Annotated in this window: 13 protein-coding genes; 8 read left to right on the top strand and 5 right to left on the bottom strand. The window is 67.0% G+C overall.

Translation table 11 applies throughout. The annotated features are described in order from the left end of the window. Nucleotides 1-223 precede the first annotated feature (223 nt). Entirely contained in the window at nucleotides 224-1,132 is a 909-nt protein-coding gene (locus tag L0963_RS10970) for a LysR family transcriptional regulator (protein ID WP_234179483.1), read from the bottom strand. A 126-nt stretch (nucleotides 1,133-1,258) separates the two neighbouring features. Here L0963_RS10970 and L0963_RS10965 point away from each other — a divergent pair, with 126 nt between their 5' ends. Beyond that, complete coding sequence (locus L0963_RS10965) at nucleotides 1,259-1,588, top strand: UrcA family protein (protein WP_234179482.1); 330 nt, start codon at nucleotides 1,259-1,261, stop codon at nucleotides 1,586-1,588. A gap of 46 nt (nucleotides 1,589-1,634) precedes the next feature. Here the strand turns inward: L0963_RS10965 and L0963_RS10960 are convergent, their stop codons facing one another. Further along, on the bottom strand, nucleotides 1,635-2,018 hold the full coding sequence (locus L0963_RS10960; protein WP_062902055.1) for a winged helix-turn-helix transcriptional regulator: 384 nt from the start codon (nucleotides 2,016-2,018) through the stop codon (nucleotides 1,635-1,637). Nucleotides 2,019-2,144: 126 nt separating this feature from the next. Here L0963_RS10960 and L0963_RS10955 point away from each other — a divergent pair, with 126 nt between their 5' ends. The 5 genes from L0963_RS10955 (at nucleotide 2,145) to L0963_RS10935 (ending at nucleotide 6,054) form a co-directional block, all read left to right on the top strand. After that, nucleotides 2,145-2,888 (top strand): SDR family oxidoreductase, encoded by a 744-nt coding sequence (locus tag L0963_RS10955; RefSeq protein WP_062902054.1) that lies wholly within the window; start codon nucleotides 2,145-2,147, stop codon nucleotides 2,886-2,888. A gap of 169 nt (nucleotides 2,889-3,057) precedes the next feature. Further along, nucleotides 3,058-3,405 (top strand): hypothetical protein, encoded by a 348-nt coding sequence (locus L0963_RS10950; RefSeq protein ID WP_234179480.1) that lies wholly within the window; start codon nucleotides 3,058-3,060, stop codon nucleotides 3,403-3,405. Between the two features lie 61 nt (nucleotides 3,406-3,466). Continuing rightward, nucleotides 3,467-4,705, top strand: a complete 1,239-nt coding sequence (gene rlmN, locus L0963_RS10945; protein WP_234179478.1) for a 23S rRNA (adenine(2503)-C(2))-methyltransferase RlmN — start codon at nucleotides 3,467-3,469, stop codon at nucleotides 4,703-4,705. A gap of 159 nt (nucleotides 4,706-4,864) precedes the next feature. Next, nucleotides 4,865-5,320 (top strand): outer membrane protein, encoded by a 456-nt coding sequence (locus tag L0963_RS10940; protein ID WP_003047453.1) that lies wholly within the window; start codon nucleotides 4,865-4,867, stop codon nucleotides 5,318-5,320. 86 nt (nucleotides 5,321-5,406) lie between these two features. Beyond that, nucleotides 5,407-6,054, top strand: coding sequence for an MOSC domain-containing protein (locus L0963_RS10935; protein WP_062902053.1), 648 nt, complete (start codon nucleotides 5,407-5,409; stop codon nucleotides 6,052-6,054). Here the strand turns inward: L0963_RS10935 and L0963_RS10930 are convergent. Further along, nucleotides 6,051-6,767, bottom strand: coding sequence for an arylesterase (locus tag L0963_RS10930; RefSeq protein ID WP_234179477.1), 717 nt, complete (start codon nucleotides 6,765-6,767; stop codon nucleotides 6,051-6,053). The two genes, L0963_RS10935 and L0963_RS10930, sit on opposite strands and share 4 nt — an antisense overlap. A 53-nt stretch (nucleotides 6,768-6,820) precedes the next feature. Here L0963_RS10930 and L0963_RS10925 point away from each other — a divergent pair, with 53 nt between their 5' ends. Then, entirely contained in the window at nucleotides 6,821-7,492 is a 672-nt protein-coding gene (locus L0963_RS10925; protein WP_062903149.1) for an ABC transporter ATP-binding protein, read from the top strand. A gap of 46 nt (nucleotides 7,493-7,538) precedes the next feature. Continuing rightward, entirely contained in the window at nucleotides 7,539-10,040 is a 2,502-nt protein-coding gene (locus tag L0963_RS10920) for an ABC transporter permease (protein WP_234179475.1), read from the top strand. On the opposite strand, the gene L0963_RS10915 is transcribed toward L0963_RS10920, so the two are convergent. Together L0963_RS10915 and thrS are read right to left on the bottom strand one after the other, a co-directional pair. After that, a complete protein-coding gene (locus L0963_RS10915; RefSeq protein ID WP_062767915.1) occupies nucleotides 10,037-10,798 on the bottom strand; it encodes a sulfite exporter TauE/SafE family protein in 762 nt (253 codons plus the stop codon). The two genes, L0963_RS10920 and L0963_RS10915, sit on opposite strands and share 4 nt — an antisense overlap. Continuing rightward, complete coding sequence (gene thrS, locus L0963_RS10910) at nucleotides 10,795-12,801, bottom strand: threonine--tRNA ligase (RefSeq protein ID WP_234179473.1); 2,007 nt, start codon at nucleotides 12,799-12,801, stop codon at nucleotides 10,795-10,797. The genes L0963_RS10915 and thrS overlap by 4 nt, the downstream gene beginning before the upstream one ends. Between the last annotated feature and the right edge of the window lie 27 nt (nucleotides 12,802-12,828).

Genomic DNA, 12,828 nt, shown 5'->3' with positions numbered 1-12,828 from the left:
ACGGGACCTGATCCGTGGTGGACTTCTTCGACGCGGCGCGAATGGACCCGGGATCACGTCCGGGGTGACGAAGGTGGAAGATTTTGTGCGATCGAAAAATCGCGGAAAACCGCGCAACTTCACTCGCGTTTCATGTTGTGGAGGGGCGCCGGTCGTCATCGGCCAGTTTGAACCACAGCCAACGATTGTAGGAAAGGCCTTTCCGGTCCGCGCCTCCGCCGGGTCAACTGCGCGCAAGCCGCGTCAGCGCCTCGGCCAGAAAATCGAGGACGACGCGGATGCGGGGGACGTGGCGCAGGCGTTCGTGGGTGAGCAGCCACAGGCCGGTCGTGTCATCCTCCCGTGCCGGGATGCAGCGGACGAGATCGGGTTCGCGGTCGGCGAGGAAGGCCGGCAGGATCGTCAGCCCCATTCCCGAACGCACGCCAGCGAGCAACCCCGATGCGGTATCGTAACGCATGACCACCGAATCCTCGAGCCGGTATTGCTTCAGCCACGCCCGATACGGCTCCCAGATATGGCCGCCGCCGCCGATGAAGGGATGCGTCGCCAGTTCCTCGCGGCTGTGCGGAATGCCGTGGCGTCCGGCATAGTCGCGGCTGCAATAGACCGTCCACGGATTATCGGCGACGCGGCGTCCGACGAGACCCGCCCCCGTCGGCTGCTTGCTGCTGCGGATCGCGATATCGGCGGCGCCGCTTGCAAGGTCGCGCGGCTCGTCCGAGGTGTCGAGGTCGATATGGATGCCGGGATGCGCCGCACGCAGGTCGCGCAGGATGGGCGGCAGAAGGGTGATCGCAATAATCTCCATCGTCGTCAGGCTGACGGTCCCGCCCGCGTCGCGCGACTGGGCGCCCACGGCTTCGCCGAACCGGTCCGCAGAGTCGCGGACCGCAAGCGCACTTGCCAGCATCGCCTCGCCCGTCGGCGTCAACGCATAGCCAGCCTGGCGCCGTTCAAATAGCGTGACGCCGGTAGCCGTCTCCAGCGCGGCGATGCGGCGCGCCACCGTCGTCTGGCTGACGCGCAGCGCCTGCGCCGCCGCAAGCGTGCTGCCGCTTTCGGCGACCGCGAGGAAATATTTAAGGTCGTTCCAGTCGAACATGGCGTCTTGTGGGGAATAATCGCCCACGCTTCATTCTGCAATTATGCAGAATGATCGCGCAACATCGTTGCTCCTGCGGCGGCGCGCGCAGGCGTATCTAGGCCTTACCGGCTTCCTCCCCTCCCCCAACCCGCCGGTCAACGGAGACATATGATGAAGATGATGTTGACCCTTGCCGCGCTCGCCGCGGTCGCGCCCGCCCTGCCCGCCCACGCCGAACCGGCGCCCGCGCCACGCAGCGTCGCCGTCGTCCATTCGGACCTCGACCTCAGCACCGCACGCGGCGCCGACAAGCTGGAACGCCGTATCTGGCGCGCGGTCGTCACTGTGTGCGGCAGCGCGCCCGACTATGACCTGAAAGGCAAGAATGACGTTCGCCATTGCCGCCGCGACACGATGCGGCAGGCATCGGCCGACGCCGACCGCGTCATCGCCAGCGCCGCAACGCGCGGCGAACCGATCCGGGTGACGCTCGCCAAATAAGCGCCAAATAGGCGCCAAATAAGCGCGCAGCGCACCGCCGCCGCGGTCAGGCGCGAGCGTCGAACGCGCTGCGCGCCGCCTCGACCGCGGCGAGATGCGCTTCGGCCCAATGCCACACGCCGCAAAAGGCTTCGCCCAGGCTGTGGCCGAGATCGGTCAGCGCATATTCGACCTTCGGCGGCACCACCGGATAGACCGTGCGGCGAACGAGCCCGTCGCGCTCCATGGCGCGCAGCGTCTGGGTCAGCATCTTCTGGCTGATCCCCGGTACAAGCTGCGCCAGCCGGGTGAAGCGGCAGGTGCCATGCTCTTCCAATTCCTCGAGCACGAGCAGCGTCCATTTGTCGGCGACTCGACCGATCAGGTCGTTGACCAGCAGCTCGACGCGCGGATCTGGCGCGGGATCGGCGGCGGCCGAATAATTTTGCATCGCGGGCACGGCTGAAATCCCAATAGTCTCTATCAAGTAAGTATAGCACTTTCAGGTGCCTACTTTCCATTGGAGAGTATTGGCATAAATTGAGCGTCTCCCCAACCCCGAAACGAAGGACAAACGATGAAAACGACAGGCAACACCATCCTGATCACCGGCGGCGGATCGGGCATCGGTCTGGCACTCGCACAGCGTTGGCACGATGCAGGCAATGTGGTGATCGTGACCGGACGCAATAGCGCCAAGCTGGACGCCGCGATCGAAGGCCGGGCCAACATGCACGCGATGCCGCTCGACGTCACCGATGCCGACGCGATCGCCGCCTTTGCCGCCGACGTCGTGCAGCGCTTCCCCGATCTCAACGTTCTGGTGAACAATGCCGGCGTGATGATGTACGAAGCGCTGGACGGCGAGCGCAACCTGAGCGACGCCGAAGCGACGGTCGTCACCAACCTGCTCGGCCCAATCCGGCTGACCGATGCGTTGATCGACCATATCGTCGCGCGCGGCGATGGCGCGATCATCAACGTAACCTCGGGGCTGGCCTTCGTCCCGCTGCCCAAGGCGCCGACCTATTCGGCGACCAAGGCGGCGCTGCACAGCTATACGCAGGCGCTGCGCGTCCAGCTTGCCGGCCGCGTCGACGTGATCGAACTGGCGCCGCCCGCGGTGCGGACCGAACTGACCCCCGGCCAGTCGACGCGCGACGCCTATATGCCGCTGGACGCCTTTGCCGACGAGGTCATGGCGCTGTTCGCCGAAACGCCGACGCCGGCGGAGATTCTGGTGCGCAATGTCCTTCCGCTGCGGCACGCCGAAGCCGAAGGCGCGGTAGCCGAACGGCTGGCGTTCCTCGCCACCCTCTGATGGCCACCCTCTGATCGCCGCCAGCGCGCTCATCCCGAAATGATGCGCCGGACGCCACATCGGCTCTTGCCGAGGCGGCGCCCGGCGCGCATGATCGACCGGCCCGAAAGGACGACGCCCGACAGAGGCGCGCCCGACGGCGAGGTTAGTGGGATGAGGAGATGGGCCAATGAATGCCATTGGCAGATGCGATGCCGCCGCACGCGAGCGGCACCGGGCGCTGGATTTCATCGGGCTGCGTGCCCATGCGACGACGGTCGGATTGATCCAGCTTTGCGAGGAATTGCTGAACAGCGGGGTGCTGAGCCCCGAGGGGCTGGAGCGCATCAAGGGCGCGATCCGCACCGAGCTGACGGTCAGCAGCAACGCGCGCATTTCGAACCATGCCGCGTTCGACGACACGCTGCGCCGTCGGATCGATGCGATCTTTCCCGCCGCCCCCGGCGAACCGCCGCTGGAGCATGTCGGGACGCTCGAAGATTTCGAAGATGCGATGGCCCCCTATCACGGCGCGTGAAGGGCCGCGCTGACGCGCGCAATTGCGCAAAGCGCGCATCGCGACTATAGGGCCGCGCATCATGCAGATCCCCGGCCACATCGATCCCGTTACGACGGGCACCGTTCCCCTGCGCGGCGGCAACCGCGTCGACCTTGTCGGATTGACGCGCGAGGGCATCCGTTCCGCGCTCGAGGACGCGGGGCTCGACGCTAAGGCGGCGAAGCTGCGCTCCAAGCAGATCTGGCACTGGATCTATCATCGCGGCGTCACCGAATTCGACGCGATGACCGATATCGCCAAGGCGATGCGCCCCTGGCTCACCGAACGCTTCATCGTTGGCCGCCCGACGGTCGTTACCGCGCAGGTTTCGACCGACGGCACGCGCAAATGGCTGCTCGCGGCGGCGGACGGCCAGGAATATGAAATGGTGTTCATTCCCGACGCCGATCGGGGAACGCTGTGCGTGTCCAGCCAGGTCGGCTGCACCCTGAACTGCCGTTTCTGCCACACCGGTACGATGCGGCTCGTCCGCAACCTGTCCGCCGGCGAGATCGTCGGCCAGGTCCTGCTCGCGCGCGATGCGCTGGGCGAATGGCCGAAGGGCACGATGGCATCGACCACCGATGTCGACGACGAGGATGACGACGCGGGCCATTATACCGCGGACGGCCGCATGTTGACCAATATCGTGATGATGGGGATGGGCGAGCCGCTCTACAATTTCGACGAGGTCAAGGGCGCGCTGAAGATCGTGATGGACGGCGACGGGCTGGCGCTGTCGAAGCGGCGCATCACCCTGTCGACGAGCGGCGTGGTGCCGATGATGGCGCGCGCGGGCGAGGAAATCGGGGTCAACCTCGCCGTCTCGCTCCACGCGGTGAACAAGGAAATCCGCGACGAGATCGTGCCGCTCAACCGCAAATACGGCATCGAGGAGCTGCTCGCCGCCTGCGCCGCCTACCCCGGCGCGAACAATGCGCGGCGCATCACCTTCGAATATGTGATGCTGAAGGACAAGAATGACAGCGACGTCGACGCGCGCGAGCTGGTGCGGCTGATCAAGCAGTACAGGCTACCGGCGAAGGTCAACCTGATCCCGTTCAACCCCTGGCCCGGCGCGATCTATGAATGCTCGTCGCCCGAGCGGGTGCGCGCGTTCAGCAACATCATCTTCGAAAGCGGAATTTCGGCGCCGATTCGCACCCCGCGCGGGCGCGACATCATGGCGGCGTGCGGCCAGCTCAAGAGCGCGGCGACCAAACCCTCGCGCGCCGAACTCGACCGTATCGCCGAAGAAAAGCAGGCGGCGCTGGGCTAAGGCCGGCTTGCATAGCTATGCTGTGTTGCAAAAACAACACAGGTAATAAAATTGTCATTTTCTGAACGATGCGTTCATTGAAACGACAGGTGCGAACGCCATCTTTGCACATGGGACGCGACCCAAAGGGCGCCCCCTGTCAAAGAAAAGGAAAAGACAATGAAGAAGTTCGCAGTTGCTGCCGCTCTCCTCTCGGCTGTCGTTGCCACGCCTGCCCTCGCCCAGAACGGCGAAGGTCATGTCGAAGTGCGCGGCGGTTACATCACCGGCAGCGGCCTGGACGACGCCACCCTGGGCGTTGCGGGCGGCTATGATTACAACCTGGGCGACAAGGCTTTTGCCGGCGTCGAAATCGCGGGCGACAAGGTGCTGATCGACGGCGCCAAGGTCCAGTTCTCGTCGGGTGCGCGCCTGGGCGCCAACCTCGGCACGAACGGCAAGCTCTACGCGACCGGCGGCTACACCTTCGGCCAGATCGACGATCCCTATGTTGGCGCCGGTTATCAGCACAAGCTGACCCAGAACGTCTATGGCAAGGTCGAATATCGCCACCAGTTCATCAACAACTTCGACGACACCGACGCGTTCGCGGTCGGCGTCGGCTTCGCTTTCTGATCCTTCGGTCAGCGAGAAGAACGGAAAGGGGCGGCCCCGCGGGGTCGCCCCTTTTCTTTTGCGCGGGAAGCCGCCACAGCAGGGCGATGCGCTACACGATCGACGCCCTGTTGACCGGCAAGGCCCGCCGCTTCGGCGCGAAGGGCGAGCCGAGCGCGATCGACAAGCGCGCGGTCGAAGGCCGGCGCGTGGTCGACGCGCTGGGCATCGCGGGCGACGAGCAGGCCGACCTTTCGGTCCATGGCGGCCCCGACAAGGCGATCCACCATTATCCGCGCGATCATTATGGCTGGTGGGCCGAGACGATCGGCGACCATGCGCTGTTGCAGGACGCCGGCGCGTTCGGCGAGAATATCTCGACATCGGGCCTGACCGAGAGCGCGGCGTGCATCGGCGACCGCTATCGCCTGGGCAGCGCGCTGGTCGAGATCAGCCAGGGGCGCCAGCCGTGCTGGAAGCTCGGCCACCGGTTCGGCATCGCGACGCTGCCTGCCACCGTCGTCAGCTCTCGCCGCGGCGGCTGGTATTACCGTGTCATCGAGGATGGTGCGGTCGGCGCAGGCGACGCATTGGAGCTGATGGAGCGTCCGCTGCCCGACTGGAGCGTCGAGCGCGTCTTTCACCTGCTGATCGGCGGGGCGGGCAAGCGCGAACCGGCGGCGCTGCGCGCGCTCGCCGCGATGGACCTGCTCGCCGCCAACTGGCGCGCCCGCGCCGACAAGCTGCTGGGTTAGCGCGGCGTCGGCAGCGCCTGTTCGACGAGCGGCGCCAGCGATGCGGCGACGATTTTCACGCCCTTGGCATTGGGATGCATATTGTCGCCGAGCATCAGCGATTTGTCGGTGACGACATTGTCGAGGATGAAGGGATAGAGGCTCGCGCCATATTTTTCGGCAAGTTCGGGAAATATCGGATTGAACTTGCTCGCATAATCGCTGCCCAGATTGGGCGCCGCCATCATCCCGGTCATCAGGACGGGGATGCCGCGCCGCTTGAGCTCGGCAAGCATCGCGTCGAGATTGGCGCGCGTCTGATCGGGGCCGATGCCGCGCAGCATGTCGTTGCCGCCGAGGCCGAGCAGCACGAGCGCGGGTTTCGCCTTCGCATTGTCGAGAACATAGGACAGCCGCTGCCGCCCCGCCGCGGTGGTATCGCCCGATACCCCGGCGTTCTGGACGCGCACCATGCGACCGTCCGCCGCGAGCGCCGCCTGAAGCTGCGGCGCGAGGCCTTCCCTGGGGCCAAGCTGGTAGCCGGCGTAGAGGCTATCGCCGAAGGCAATGACGAGCGGTGCGTCGGCGGGAAGCACGGGCACCGCCTTCGCCGGATTTTCCTTGCCCGCTGCGGGCGCCGCGGGGGCCTCCGCCGAGCCGCATCCGGCAAGCGGTTGGCAAAGGGCGATTGCAAAACCATATAGGGCGAAAGAGCGCCATCCGGCCGTTCTCATTTCCAAAGGGTCCTTTCTTGACCGACAGCCCCCGACCGCCCGTCGCGCCGACGATGGCGATTGCCGCCCATAATGTGACGCTGACGCTGGGGAGCGACAAGGCCCCCGTCGAAATTTTGCGCGGCGTCGATCTGGAGGTTGCGGCCGGCACCTCGGTCGCGCTGCTCGGTCCGTCGGGATCGGGCAAGAGTTCGCTGATGGCGGTGCTCGCCGGGCTGGAACGCGCACGCGGCGGAACGGTCATGGTCGCGGGGCTCGATTTTGCGACGATGGACGAGGATGCGCTGGCGCGCGCGCGGCGCGGGCGGATCGGTATCGTCCTGCAAGCCTTTCACCTGTTGCCGACGATGACTGCGCTCGAAAATGTCGCCGTGCCGCTGGAGCTGGCAGGGATCGACGACCCGTTCGGGCGCGCCGCGCGCGAGCTGGAGGCGGTCGGGCTCGGCCACCGGATGACTCATTATCCCGCGCAGCTTTCGGGCGGCGAGCAGCAGCGCGTCGCGATCGCGCGCGCGATGGCGAGCGAGCCGCAGATCATCTTCGCCGACGAACCCACCGGCAATCTCGACACCGCCACCGGTCATGCGATCATCGAACTGATCTTCGCGCGGCGCGCGGCGCTCGGCGCGACGCTGCTGATCATCACCCACGATCCCGAACTGGCAGACCATTGCGACCGCGTCGTCGTGATGCACGACGGGCGGATCGAGGAACGAGCTGCATGAGCGCCGATGGTCCCCCTCCCCACCGCTACGCGGCAGGGAGGATTTGATGATCCCGCTGGCGACCCTGTGGCGTATCGCGCGGCGCGATCTGGCGGCGCGGATTCGCGGGCTGCGCCTGCTGGCGGTGTGCCTGTTCCTCGGCGTCGCGACGCTCGCGGCCATTGGCAGCCTGACGAGCGGCATCACCGCCGAACTGGCGTCGCGGGGGCAGACGATCCTGGGCGGCGACCTGCAGTTCGGCCTGCCGCAGCGGCAGGCGAGCGAGGCCGAACTCGCCGGGCTGCGCGGTGCCGGCGCGACATCGGCGACGGTGCGGATGCGTGCGATGGCGAACGCGCCGGACGGCAGCGCGCTGCTCTCCGAGCTCAAGGCGGTCGATGCCGCCTATCCGCTTTACGGCACGATGCGGCTCGAAAGCGGCGCGCGCCGCGGCCCGCCGCCGCCGGGGGCGATCTGGATCGGCAAGGCTCTCGCGTCACGGCTCGACCTGACGGTCGGCGGCGCGGTGAAATTCGGCGACAAATCCTTCCGCATCGACGGCATCATCGCCGACGAGCCTGACCGGCTGGGCGAAGGCTTTACGCTGGGCCCGGTGGCAATCATCGGCCTCGGCGATCTTGCCGCCACGCAGTTGATCCAGCCCGGCAGCCTCTATGAAAGCAAATATCGCGTCCGCCTGCCCGCGGGTGCCGATCCGGTGGCCGCGGGCAAGCGGCTGAGCGCGGCTTTCCCCGACGCAGGCTGGGAGGTGACCGACCGCAGTAACGGCGCGCCGGGCACGCGGCGCTTTATCGAGCGCATGGGGCAGTTCCTGTCGCTCGTCGGCCTCGCCGCGCTGGTGATCGCCGGGATCGGGGTCGGCAACGGGGTCGCCAGCTATCTTGCGGGCAAGCGCCCGGGGCTCGCGACGCTGAAGGTGCTCGGTGCCGACAGCGCGGCGGTGCTGCGCATCTATGGCTTGCAGATATTGGCGGTTGCCGCCGCCGCGATTGCCGCCGGATTGATCGCGGGCGCCTTGGCCCCCGCAGCGATCGGCGCAATCGCGGGCGACGTCCTGCCGGTCAAGCCGGGACTGGCCGTCTATCCGCTGCCGCTCGCGGTCAGCGCCGCCTATGGGCTGCTCATCGCGATTGCCTTTGCGTTGCCACCGCTCGCCGCGACGCGCCATATTCCGGCCGCGGGCCTCTATCGCGCGACGGTCGACGGCGCGGGCCGGATCGAAAAGCGTGTGCTGGCCGCCGTCGCCCTCGCCTTCGCCGCCATCGTCGCCCTCGCGGTCGGCACGGCGCGCGAACCGCTGTTTGCGCTGGGCTTCATCGGGGCGGCGGTGCTGCTGCTCCTGATCCTTGTCGCGCTTGGCTGGCTGGTGCGCCGCATCGCGAGCCGGGTGCCGCGCCCGAAGCGGCCGCTGCTGCGCCTTGCGCTCGCCAATCTGCATCGCCCCGGCGCCGCGACCGGCGCGCTGGTCGTCGCGCTAGGCCTGGGGTTGACGCTGTTCGTCACCCTCGCCGCGATCCAGACGAGCATCACCGCCGAAATCGCGCGCACCGTACCCGAACGCGCGCCGAGCTTTTTCGTCCTCGATATTCCGCGCGACCGGGCGGCCGCGTTCCGCACGCTGGTGACCGGGGCGGACGACAAGGCGGCAATCAACATGATCCCCGCGCTGCGCGGCAGCGTCACCGAATTTGCCGGCAAGCGCGTCGACGAGCTTGCCGAACTGCCCGAAGGCGCGTGGGTGCTGCGCGGCGACCGCGGTCTGACCTATAGCCCCGTGCTGCCCAAGGGCAGCAGCCTGACCCAGGGCCAGTGGTGGGCGCCCGATTACAACGGCCCGCCGCTGGTCAGCGTAGAGGCTGATGTCGCGAAATCGCTGGCGCTGAAAATCGGCGACACACTGTCGGTCAATGTGCTGGGGGTGGAGGTGCAGGCGCGCGTCGCCTCTTTCCGCTCCGTCGAATGGGACAATTTCGGGCTCAACTATGCACTCGTCTTTTCGCCCGGCACTTTCGACGCGGCGCCGCATAACATGGTCGCGACCGTCGCGGTCGGGCCGCAGGCCGAAACCGCGCTGGCGCGCAGCATCCCCCGCGCCTTCCCCTCAGCCTCGCTGATTCAGGTGCGCGATGTGGTGAGCCAGGTGACGAGCCTGCTGACGCAGATGAGCCAGGCGACCGCTGCGGCGGCGAGCATCGCGATCCTGGCCGGCATCGCCGTGCTGATCGGCGCGATTGCCGCAAGCCGCGAGCGGCGCGTCTATGACAGCGTGATCCTGAAACTGCTCGGCGCGACGCGCGGCCAGATTCTGGGGGCGCAGGGACTGGAATATGCGCTGCTCGCCGCAATCCTCGCGCTGCTCGCGCTCGGCCTCGGGCTGGTCGCGGCGCATTATGTGGTGGTCGAACTGTTCGACTTCCGCTTCGCACCCGATCCGCTGGTCGTCGGCGCGACGCTGGTCGGCGGTGCGGGCCTCGCCTTCCTGATCGGCATCGCCGGAAGCTGGCCCTTGCTGTCGGCGAAACCCGCGCAGGCGCTGCGCAGCCTCTAGTTCAAGATCCGCACCACCGCCGAAATCGCCGAGAGGCCGAGCACGACCGCGACCATCGCCTGCCACAGATGCGCCGGAACGCGACCGAAATGGCGGCCGCCTAGATGATTGCCGAGCCACATCGGCACGAACAGCAGCAGCGCGAGGATGAGCAGGCGGTGCGTCGCGAGCCCGGTCCACAGCGCCGCGAGCGTGCCCGCGATGGCGGTGGCGAAGAAGATCAGCATCATCGACGCGCGCGCGGTCCGCGGATCGAGCCGGCGGCGCAGGTAAAAGGGCACGACCGGCGGCCCCGGCATCGCGGCAAAGCCGGTGAGCAGGCCCGACGCAATCCCCGTCCCGCCGATGGCGACGCGGCCGGGCCGGTGTCCCTCGGGCTGTTTGGGCATCAGGATCGCAAGGAAGGCACCGACCGCCACGAGCGTGATCATCAGGCGCGCGACATCGGGGGTGATCGCTTTCAGCGCGAGCATGCCGAGCGGCGTCGTCGCCATCGCGATCAGCCCGATCGGCACCGCGGTATGACGGTCGGCATCGGCCAGGATGACGCGCAACCCGACCGGACCGATCAGCAATTGCAGGATGATCGCCACGACGACCGCTTGCCCCGGCGGCACGATCATCCCGAGCAGCGGCACGAGGATGATCGCCATGCCGAAGCCGGTCAGCCCGCGCACATAGGCCGCGCCGAACGTCATCGCCGCAGCGCCCGCAAAGGTGAGCGGCGCCAGGCCGACGAGAGCCTTGATGCCGGTCAAGCGGGGCGCAGGTCCGGCGGGGTCGCTTCGCCCTTCAGCATCGCGATCGCTTCGGCGAGCGGCAGGATGCGCTGGCCGTCCTGGCCGAGGGTGCGGATTGCAACGGTGCCCTCGTCGGCCTCGCGCTTGCCGACGACGAGCAGATAGGGAACTTTCTGCAGGCTGTGCTCGCGCACCTTGTAGTTGATCTTTTCGTTGCGCAGGTCGGTTTCGACGCGGATGCCCGCCGCCTCGAGCTGCGCCGCGGCGTCCTTCGCATAGTCGTCGGCATCGGACACGATCGTCGCGACGACCGCCTGCACCGGCGCGAGCCAGGTCGGGAAGCGGCCGGCGAAATGCTCGATCAATATGCCGATGAAGCGTTCATAGGTGCCGAGGATCGCGCGGTGGAGCATCACCGGGCGGTGGCGCTCGCCATCCTCGCCCACGTAGGACGCATCGAGTCGTTCGGGCATCACGCGGTCGGACTGGATCGTGCCGCACTGCCACGTCCGGCCGATCGCGTCGGTCAGGTGGAATTCGAGCTTGGGCGCATAAAAGGCGCCCTCGCCGGGCAATTCTTCCCAACCATAATCGTCGTTCGCCATGCCGGCGCGCGCGACCGCATCGCGCAGTTCCTGTTCGGCCTTGTCCCACATGGCGTCGGTGCCGAAGCGCATATCGGGGCGCAGCGCGAGCTTCACCGCATATTTTTCGAAGCCGAGCTGCTTGTAGACGCGGTTGAGAAGTTCGCAGAAAGACCGCACTTCCTCGACGATCTGGTCCTCGCGGCAGAAGATATGGCCGTCGTCCTGCGTGAACTGGCGCACGCGCATGATGCCGTGCAGCGCGCCATGCGGTTCGTTGCGGTGGCAACAGCCCATTTCGGCCATGCGCAGCGGCAGGTCGCGATAGCTCTTGATCCCCTGCCGGAAGATGAGAACGTGCGCGGGGCAGTTCATCGGCTTCAGCGCCATCCACTCGGCATCGTCCGAGACGAGCGGGCCGTCGTCCTCGATGTTCGGCACTTCGTCGGGGATGACGAACATATTCTCGCGATATTTGCCCCAGTGGCCCGACTGCTCCCACTGGCGCGCGTCCATCACCTGCGGCGTCTTGACCTCCTGATAGCCGGCGCCGTCGATCGCGCGGCGCATATAGGCCTCGAGCTCGCGGTAGATGCGATAGCCCTTGGGGTGCCAGAAGACGCTCCCATGCGCCTCTTCCTGAAGGTGGAAGAGGTCCATCTCGCGACCGATCTTGCGGTGGTCGCGTTTCGCGGCCTCTTCGAGCCGCACCAGATGCTCCGCGAACTGCTTTTTGTTAAGCCAGCCGGTGCCGTAGATGCGTGAAAGCTGGGCATTTTTCTGGTCGCCGCGCCAATAGGCGCCCGAGACGCGCGTCAGCTTGAACGCCGCCGGGTCGAGCTTGCCGGTCGAGGCCAAGTGCGGCCCGCGGCACATGTCCATCCAGCCGTCTCCCGAGCGGTAGACGGTCAGTTCCTCGCCCTCGGGCAGTTCGGCGGCCCATTCGGCCTTGAACGTCTCACCCTCGGCCCGCCATTTGGCGATCAGATCGTCGCGTTGCCACACTTCGCGCGTCAGCGGCAGGTCGGCGGCGATGATACGGCGCATCTCCTCTTCGATCAGCGGCAGTTCGTCATCGCGGAAGGCGCCATGCTCGGCGGTCGGCGCGAAATCATAATAGAAACCGTCGTTCGTCGAGGGACCGAAGGTGATCTGCGTGCCGGGAAACAGATTCTGCACCGCCTCCGCCAGCACATGCGCATAGTCGTGGCGCACGAGTTCGAGTGCATCGGCCTCGTCGCGGCTCGTGACCAGCGCGAGGTTGGTGTCGGCCTCCAGCGGACGCATGATGTCGCGCAGTTCGCCGTCGACCTTTGCGGCGAGCGCGGCCTTCGCGAGGCCGGGGCCGATGTCCGCCGCGATCTGCGCCGGAGTAGTGCCGCGCGCGACTTCTCGGGCAGAGCCGTCGGGAAGGGTGACGCGGATCATCTCGGACATCGGAAATCGGGCCTTTCTGGCGGAATA

Origin of the sequence: Sphingopyxis sp. NFH-91 (assembly GCF_021401285.1) — a bacterium.
GTDB classification, from domain to species: Bacteria; Pseudomonadota; Alphaproteobacteria; order Sphingomonadales; family Sphingomonadaceae; genus Sphingopyxis; species Sphingopyxis terrae_A.
The sequence above is the reverse complement of the archived record's forward strand: the minus strand, read 5'-3'. Positions and strand labels throughout refer to the sequence as shown.

Excerpts from the sequence above, each read along its gene's own strand:
- L0963_RS10950 (WP_234179480.1), top strand. The coding sequence starts at position 3,058 with ATGAATGCCATTGGCAGATGCGATGCCGCCGCACGCGAGCGGCACCGG.
- L0963_RS10940 (WP_003047453.1), top strand. The coding sequence starts at position 4,865 with ATGAAGAAGTTCGCAGTTGCTGCCGCTCTCCTCTCGGCTGTCGTTGCC.
- thrS (WP_234179473.1), bottom strand. The coding sequence starts at position 12,801 with ATGTCCGAGATGATCCGCGTCACCCTTCCCGACGGCTCTGCCCGAGAA.
- L0963_RS10960 (WP_062902055.1), bottom strand. The coding sequence starts at position 2,018 with ATGCAAAATTATTCGGCCGCCGCCGATCCCGCGCCAGATCCGCGCGTC.
- L0963_RS10930 (WP_234179477.1), bottom strand. The coding sequence starts at position 6,767 with ATGAGAACGGCCGGATGGCGCTCTTTCGCCCTATATGGTTTTGCAATC.
- rlmN (WP_234179478.1), top strand. The coding sequence starts at position 3,467 with ATGCAGATCCCCGGCCACATCGATCCCGTTACGACGGGCACCGTTCCC.
- L0963_RS10925 (WP_062903149.1), top strand. The coding sequence starts at position 6,821 with ATGGCGATTGCCGCCCATAATGTGACGCTGACGCTGGGGAGCGACAAG.
- L0963_RS10920 (WP_234179475.1), top strand. The coding sequence starts at position 7,539 with ATGATCCCGCTGGCGACCCTGTGGCGTATCGCGCGGCGCGATCTGGCG.
- L0963_RS10935 (WP_062902053.1), top strand. The coding sequence starts at position 5,407 with ATGCGCTACACGATCGACGCCCTGTTGACCGGCAAGGCCCGCCGCTTC.
- L0963_RS10955 (WP_062902054.1), top strand. The coding sequence starts at position 2,145 with ATGAAAACGACAGGCAACACCATCCTGATCACCGGCGGCGGATCGGGC.
- L0963_RS10965 (WP_234179482.1), top strand. The coding sequence starts at position 1,259 with ATGAAGATGATGTTGACCCTTGCCGCGCTCGCCGCGGTCGCGCCCGCC.